Genomic DNA, 7,727 nt, shown 5'->3' on the forward strand with positions numbered 1-7,727 from the left:
GCTACCGGCCCGCCCCGTGCCTCCCGTCCGTCTCCCGGTCGCCTGCCGAACAGCACCCGCCGGGTGCGGACGAGCGGTCCGGAACGGCGCCCGGCCGATCCGCCTACGCTCGAACGAATGCCCGCCCCGCACCACCCTGCCGACCAGCCGTCGTCGTCCGACGGGTTCATCCGCGTCCGCGGCGCCCGTGAACACAACCTGCAGGACGTCGACGTCGACATCCCCCGCGACCGGATCGTCGCCTTCACCGGTGTCTCCGGCTCGGGCAAGTCGAGCCTGGCGTTCGGCACGGTCTTCGCCGAGGCACAGCGTCGCTTCCTCGAGTCCGTCGCGCCGTACGCCCGACGACTCATCGCGCAGGGCTCGACACCGCACGTCGACGAGATCACGGGTCTGCCCCCGGCGGTCGCCCTGCAGCAGCGCCGCGGCGCCCCGAGCACCCGCTCGACCGTCGGCACCCTGACGACGCTGAGCAACTCGGTCCGCATGCTCTACTCGCGCGCCGGCACCTACCCCGAGGGCGCCGAGCAGCTGTACTCCGACTCGTTCTCGCCGAACACCGTCGCCGGGGCGTGCCCGCGCTGTCACGGCCTCGGTACCGCGCACGAGGTGACGGAGGCCTCGGCGGTGCACGACCCGTCGCTGTCCATCCGCGAGGGCGCGATCACCGCCTGGCCCGGTGCGTGGCAGGGCAAGAACCTCCGCGACGTGACGGCGGTGCTCGGCTACGACATCGAGCGTCCGTGGCGGGAGCTCCCGCAGGAGGACCGCGACTGGCTGCTCTTCACCGAGGAGCAGCCCGTCGTCGAGGTCCACCCGAAGCGCGACCGGGTGGCGAAGCCGTACAAGGGACGGTTCTGGAGCGCCCGGCAGTACACGCTGCACACCCTCGCCGACTCCCAGAGCGAGACGCAGCGGAACAAGGCCCTGCGCTTCGTCGAGTCCGGACCGTGCCAGCTCTGCCACGGCTCCGGGCTGACCCGGGCAGCCCTCGCGGTGACGTTCGGCGGCCTGTCGATCGCCGCGTTCAACGCACTGCCGCTCGCACAGGTGGCCGAGGTCCTGCGCCCCGCAGCCGAGCTGAAGGACCCGTCGCCCGCGCAGAGCCGTGTGACGTCCGGGGAGCGGTCCGAGGTCGCGAAGTCGATCGCCACGGACCTGCTCGGTCGGGTCGAGGTGCTCGTCGGACTCGGCCTCGGGTACCTCGGGCTCGACCGGGCGACGCCGACGCTCTCCCCCGGTGAGACGCAGCGCCTGCGGATCGCGACGCAGCTCCGGTCGGGGCTGTTCGGCGTGGTCTACGTGCTGGACGAACCGAGCGCGGGGCTGCACCCGGCGGACGCGGAGTCCCTCGTGCAGGTCCTCGACGACCTCCGCGCCAGCGGCAACAGCGTCTTCGTGGTGGAGCACGACATGGACATCGTCCGGCGTGCAGACTGGATCGTGGACGTCGGCCCCGGGGCCGGTCCGGGCGGCGGGCGGGTGCTGTACAGCGGCCCGCCGGCGGGCCTGGCCGACGTCCCCGAGAGCGTCACCCGGCGCTACCTGCAGCCCCGGACCTCGCCCGTCGAGCACGAGCTGCGCGAACCCGTGGGCACGCTCGAGCTCCGTGACCTCACCCTGCACAACCTGCGCGGCCAGGACGGGAAGGGGCTCGACGTCGACCTGCCCCTCGGGGTGTTGACCGCGGTGACCGGGGTCTCCGGCTCGGGCAAGTCCTCGCTCGTCGGTGGCGTGCTGCCGTCGGTCGCCACGCAGCACCCGCTCGTGTCACGGGTCGTCGAGGTCGACCAGAAGCCGATCGGCCGCACACCCCGCTCGAACCTCGCGACCTACACGGGCATGTTCGATGCCGTCCGGCAGGCCTTCGCCGCGACCGAGGACGCCCGGGAACGTGGCTGGACCGCCGGGAGGTTCTCGTTCAACGTCGAGGGCGGCCGCTGCGAGGTCTGCCAGGGCGAGGGCTCGGTCTCCGTCGAGCTCCTGTTCCTTCCGGGCAGCTGGGCGCCGTGCCCGGAGTGCCACGGTGCCCGGTACAACGCCGAGACGCTCGAGGTCCGCCGGGCCGGCTCGACCGTCGCGGACGTCCTCGGCATGACCGTCGACGAGGCATCGGACGCCCTCGCCGACCTGCCCGCCGCCGCCCGCGCGCTGGATGCCCTGCGCAGCGTCGGCCTCGGCTACCTCCGACTCGGGCAGCCCGCGCCGGAGCTGTCCGGCGGCGAGGCCCAGCGCATCAAGCTCGCCACCGAACTCCAACGCGCACGGACCGGTCACACGCTCTACCTGCTCGACGAGCCGACCACGGGCCTGCACCCGGCGGACGTCGAACTCCTCACCGCGCAGCTCCAGCGGCTCACCGACGCAGGGAACACCGTCGTCGTGGTCGAGCACGTGATGACGGTCGTCGCGCAGGCGGACCACGTCGTCGACATGGGTCCGGCCGGTGGTGACGAGGGCGGCCAGGTCGTGGCATCCGGGACACCGCGCGAGGTCGCGGCGTCCGCCACGAGCCGCACGGCGCCGTACCTGCGGGCAGCGCTCGGGAGCTGACGAACGGGGGCGCCCCGCCGGGAGACGATCCACGGAACGGCAGATGACGATCCTGGTTCACGGAACCCGGCGCTGAACGCGGCATCCTCCGATCGGAGGATGCACCTCCGCCCGCCCCTCCGATCCGCCGGAGCCCACGCACCCGTCAGGCTGGACGCATGTCCACCACACCGGCCGTCACGGTCGAGCACCTCACGAAGCAGTACCCCGGCGGCAAGACCGCCGTCGACGACGTCTCCTTCACGATCGCCCCCGGCGAGACCTTCGCCCTGCTCGGCCCGAACGGTGCCGGCAAGTCCACCACGGTCGAGATCCTCGAGGGCTTCCGATCCCGCACCGGCGGCGAGGTCCGGGTCCTCGGGCACGACCCCGCGCACGCCAGTCGCAGCCACAACGCCCGCGTCGGCATCGTCCTGCAGACCAGCGGCGAGTCCCCGAACGTCACCGTCGCCGAGGAGCTGCAGCACTTCCGTCACATGTACCCGCGCAGCCGCCCTGTGGACGAACTCCTCGCCGCCACCGGACTCGAGGCCCAGCGCAACACCCGCATCAGCCGCCTCTCCGGAGGGCAGCGCCGCCGCGTCGACGTCGCCCTCGGGATCATCGGCCGACCCGAGGTCCTGTTCCTCGACGAGCCGACCACCGGCTTCGACCCCGAGGCCCGCCGGCAGTTCTGGCAGCTGATCCGGAGCGTCAGCGCCGAGGGCACCACCGTCCTGCTCACCACGCACTACCTCGACGAGGCCGCGCACCTCGCGGACCGCGCGGCCGTGCTCGCCGGCGGACGACTGCTCGACGTCGCACCCATCGACGCGATCGGTGGACAGGACGCACGCACACCGATCGTCCGGTGGCAGGACGACACCGGCGCGCGGCACGAGCGCCGGACGACCGACCCGACCGCACTGGTCCGGAGCGCCACGACCCCGATGCACGCGCTCGAGGTCGTCCGCCCCTCGCTCGAGGACGTCTACCTCACCATGATCTCGGAGCACGCAGCATGAACCCCGCAGTCAGCATCCGCCTCGGCGCCCACCGCATCGCGTACGAGCTCCGGTCGTACTTCCGCGCACCGGACTCGGTCTTCTTCACCTTCCTCTTCCCGATCGTCATGCTCGCGTTGTTCTCGGTGGCCTTCAGCAGCGCCGACGACATCCAGGCGGGGCCGGGCGTCAGCGTCGACTACGCCACCTACTACCTGCCCGGACTCGTCGCCACCGGCTTCCTGCTCTCCGGCACGCAGGCACTCGGCGTCGACATCGCCGGCGAGCGCAGCGACGGCACGCTCAAGCGCCTGGGCGGCACCCCGCTGCCGGTCGTGAGCTACTTCGTCGGCAAGATCGGCATGGTCCTCGTGACCTCGATCGTGCAGACCGCGCTGCTCCTCGTCGTCGCGGGCGTCGTCTTCGGCGTCGACCTGCCGACCGACGGCGGTGCGTGGGCGCGGTTCGCCGGCATCATGCTCCTGGGTGTCGCGACGGCGAGCGTCCTCGGCATCGCGATCTCGGCGCTCCCCCGCGAGGGCCGCCGCGCCACCGCCACCGTCGTCCCGATCGTCCTGGTCCTGCAGTTCATCTCCGGTGTGTACCTCCCCTTCACCCAGCTGCCCGACTGGCTGCAGACCGTCGCGAGCGTCGTCCCGCTCCGCTGGATGGCATCGGGGATGCGCTCGGTCTTCCTGCCGGACGCGTTCGCGTCCGCCGAGCCGGGAGGCGCGTGGCACCTCGGGCTCGGAGCCCTCGTCCTGGCAGCATGGCTGGTCGTCGGCACCGTCGCCTGCCTCCTGACGTTCCGGTGGAACCGGCGGGACTCCTGATCGTGCCTGTGGAGAACGCCCGCACCGGCCGCACTCGATGGGATGCTGTCGGCATGGACCGGCTCACCAGGCACCGCAACTGGGGACTGCACGTCGCGGTGGCAGTCGCCGTCGCGCTCGTGTCGGTGATCGCAGCCACCGACTGGTCGCCCTGGCCGTCACGCTGGCCGGCCTTCGTCGCCCTCGGGTTGCTCACCCTGGCGTACGTGACGTACGGCTGGCGTGGGTACGACGAGCCCCGCGCCGCAGCAGCCTTCGTGCCGTTGCTCGTGGTCGTCGCCCTCGCGCTGCCCGCGGTCGTGCCGAGCACCGCGTTCATCCAATCCGTCCTGTTCCCCGTGGCGTGGTGCCAGGTCGAGCGCATCCGCACCGCCGTCTGGGTCTCGGTCGCCATCGGCATCGCGTCGGGCGTCGGCCTGCAGATCGCATCCGGCCTGGACGCCCTCGCCGGCACGATCATCATCGAAGCGATCAGCGTCCTCGGCGCTTGCGCGCTCGGGCTCTGGATCTCCCGGATCGCCCGGCTGTCCGACGAGCGCCGCATGCTCATCGAGCAGCTCGAGGCGACGCAGCAGTCCCTCGCCGAGGCGAACCGCGCTGCCGGGGTCACGAGCGAACGGGAACGCCTGGCCCGCGAGATCCACGACACCGTGGCGCAGGACCTCGCCGGTATCGTCATGCTCACCGAGCGGGCACGCGCCGACCTCGCCGCCGACCGGTCCGACCGGCTCGACGAGCGCCTCGCCGTGCTCGAGGAGTCCGCCCGGACCGCGCTCGAGGAGTCGCGGACCCTGGTCGCGGCCGGCGCCGCGGGAGTCGCCAACGACGGCCTGGGGGCTGCGCTGCACCGGCTCGGCGAACGCTTCACCCGCGAGACGGGGATCCCCGTCATGGTCGACGCCCCGGACTGCCCGCTCGACCGCGACGCGCAGGTGGTCCTGCTCCGCGTCGGACAGGAGGCACTGGCGAACGTCCGCGCACACGCTCGGGCCACCTCGGCGCGCGTCGCACTGCACGTGGACGGCCGGTGCGTCGTCCTGCGTGTCGCGGACGACGGCGTCGGCTTCGACGCCGACGCTCCGACCGCCGGGCACGGCCTGCGCGGGCTGCGTGACCGACTCGCCCTGGCGGGCGGGACCTGCGTCGTGACGTCGACACCGGGGACCGGCACCGCGATCGAAGCGTCGGTCCCGGCCGGAGCCGAACCGAGCCTCCCGGCCGCACCGGAGCAGTCCTCCGTCTCCGGAGCGACGCGGTGATCCGGGTCGTGGTGGCGGACGACCACCCGATCGTCCGCGCGGGCATCGTCGCCCTGCTGCAGGACGCCGACGACGTCGAGGTCGTCGGGCAGGCCAGCGATGGTGACGGAGCCGTCGCGACCGTCCTGGCGGAGCGTCCCGACGTCGTGCTGATGGACCTCCGGATGCCCGGATGCACCGGGGACGCGGCAACGGCACGCATCCTCGCGCGTGAGCCGGGCATCCGTGTGCTCATCCTGACCACGTACGAGTCCGACGATCAGATCCTGGCGGCGATCGAGGCCGGCGCCTCGGGCTACCTGCTCAAGGCGGCGCCCGAGTCCGAGATCCTCGCGGGCCTCCGCGCAACCGCCCGGGGCGAGACCGCACTCGCGCCCTCCGCAGCTGCAGCGCTCGTGCGCCGGACCACCGCCAGGGCCCCGGTCGGGCCGGCGCTGAGCCCGCGCGAGCTCGAGGTGCTCCAGCTCGTGGCGCAGGGGAACTCGAACCCCGCCATCGGGCGCACGCTCTTCGTCAGCGAGACCACGGTGAAGACCCACCTCGGGCACGTGTTCGAGAAGCTCGGCGTGAACGACCGCACCCGAGCGGTCACCCGCGCGATGGAGCTCGGACTGCTGCCCTGAGGCGCGGCAGACGCCTGCGCTCAGGCCGGTTCCCGCCGTTCGACCGTCAGGAACCGGACGACGTCCCGCGCGAACGACGCCGGCGAGGACGGCCGCATGGTGACCGTGTCGCCGTCGATCTCCCGGTCGAAGACACCGAGGCCCGGCACCACGATCGACAGCACTGCGAACTGCCGGCGCTCGCCCCACCCGCGGACGGTGTGCCAGTCGCGGACGGGCCAGGCAGCCTGCATCCACCCGACCTCGCTCGGGCACGGACCGCCACGATCGTCCAGGGCGGCGAGCGGGACCGTCGCCGGCTCCTCGTCCTCGATCACCCAGCTCGGATCGACGCCGAACCACGCGAGGAGCTCCCGACTGAGCTGCCTGTGCGGGATCACGCCCATCGCGCTGTGCCCGTCGCCGTCCTCGACGACGAGTGCCGAACCCTTGCTGAGCCATGCGCGCCATCGACTCGTCACGACGTCGCGCGTCCGGGACTCGATGACGAGCAGGTCCTCCGGGCCGTGCGCCGGACGCAGCAGCGCGGCACCTGCGGACGTCAGCGCGCCGAAGCGTCCGGTGAGACCGGCAGCGCGAGCAGCCGTGCCCACCTCCGACCGTCGGACCCGTCCGGGGACGACCCCGCGGTCCTCCACCTGCACGAGGTGCTCGAACAATCCGTCCGGCCCACGGACCGTGAGCAGCGCCGCCGCACGATCACGCCCCTCCGACGCAGCGCTGCCGCTCGTGGAGCCCGCGCCGACGACGCGGTCTGCCGGCGGGATCGCTGCTGATCGCTCAACCGAGGCGGTCGACCATCGCGACCGCAGCACGTCGTCGACGACCTGCACCGCCAGCGGCCACTCGTCGATCGGCCCGAGGGACGTGATGCGCACTGCTGTCGACCCGACACCGCCGTAGCGGACGTCGAGGATCGTTCCCGTGCTCCGCAGGACGGTCAACCGCTCCGGAGCGCCTTCGATGAGCAGCGCCTCGTGGTCCTCCGCTGCCACGGCTGCGACCCCCACAGCAGGGTCGGCACCACGCGCATGGACGTGGCGCAGGGTGATGGTGGACCCGGCACGTGCGAGCTCGACCGCACCCGGCCCTGCGATCGCCGTCCAGTCGTTCGGAACCTCGAACACGAGGTTGCCGACGATCGCCAGACGGTCCCACCGCACGTCCGGCCACGGCAGTGTCGGCTCCCCGCGGATCATCATGATCACCAGTCCCCCACACGATCATCCTGGCCGACACGACTCGAGAAGCCGGCAAACACGCGACAGCATCAGCCTCGATGCGGGTCGGCCCGGTAACGCAGGAAACCCCTGACCGATCACGGTCAGGGGTTTCCTGGTGTTGCTGAAGTTGAGTCCGGCGGCGTCCTACTCTCCCACAAGGTCCCCCTTGCAGTACCATCGGCGCTGAGAGGCTTAGCTTCCGGGTTCGGAATGTGACCGGGCGTTTCCCTCTCGCTATGACCACCGGAACACT

6 protein-coding genes and 1 rRNA gene are annotated in these 7,727 nt (G+C 72.2%); 5 read left to right on the top strand and 2 right to left on the bottom strand.

All coding sequences use genetic code 11. From position 1 onward, the window contains the following. Positions 1-117: 117 nt before the first annotated feature. The 5 genes from M3677_RS07745 (at position 118) to M3677_RS07765 (ending at position 6,251) form a co-directional block, all read left to right on the top strand. On the top strand, positions 118-2,553 hold the full coding sequence (locus M3677_RS07745; RefSeq protein ID WP_251160191.1) for an excinuclease ABC subunit UvrA: 2,436 nt from the start codon (positions 118-120) through the stop codon (positions 2,551-2,553). Positions 2,554-2,711: 158 nt separating this feature from the next. Beyond that, complete coding sequence (locus tag M3677_RS07750; RefSeq protein WP_251160192.1) at positions 2,712-3,557, top strand: ABC transporter ATP-binding protein; 846 nt, start codon at positions 2,712-2,714, stop codon at positions 3,555-3,557. Next, complete coding sequence (locus M3677_RS07755) at positions 3,554-4,369, top strand: ABC transporter permease (RefSeq protein ID WP_251160193.1); 816 nt, start codon at positions 3,554-3,556, stop codon at positions 4,367-4,369. Before M3677_RS07750 ends, M3677_RS07755 begins: the two co-directional genes overlap by 4 nt. Positions 4,370-4,422: 53 nt before the next feature. Further along, positions 4,423-5,628, top strand: coding sequence for a sensor histidine kinase (locus M3677_RS07760; RefSeq protein ID WP_251160194.1), 1,206 nt, complete (start codon positions 4,423-4,425; stop codon positions 5,626-5,628). Continuing rightward, positions 5,625-6,251, top strand: coding sequence for a response regulator transcription factor (locus M3677_RS07765; RefSeq protein WP_251160195.1), 627 nt, complete (start codon positions 5,625-5,627; stop codon positions 6,249-6,251). Before M3677_RS07760 ends, M3677_RS07765 begins: the two co-directional genes overlap by 4 nt. A 20-nt stretch (positions 6,252-6,271) precedes the next feature. On the opposite strand, the gene M3677_RS07770 is transcribed toward M3677_RS07765, so the two are convergent. Both M3677_RS07770 and rrf read right to left on the bottom strand, forming a co-directional pair. Beyond that, the gene (locus M3677_RS07770; protein WP_251160196.1) at positions 6,272-7,459 is read right to left on the bottom strand and encodes a hypothetical protein; all 1,188 of its coding nucleotides are present in this window, start codon (positions 7,457-7,459) and stop codon (positions 6,272-6,274) included. 146 nt (positions 7,460-7,605) lie between these two features. Beyond that, positions 7,606-7,722, bottom strand: a 5S ribosomal RNA gene (rrf, locus tag M3677_RS07775). Positions 7,723-7,727: the final 5 nt, after the last annotated feature.

It is taken from the genome of Curtobacterium sp. P97 (assembly GCF_023712445.1).
Taxonomy (GTDB): domain Bacteria; phylum Actinomycetota; class Actinomycetes; order Actinomycetales; family Microbacteriaceae; genus Curtobacterium.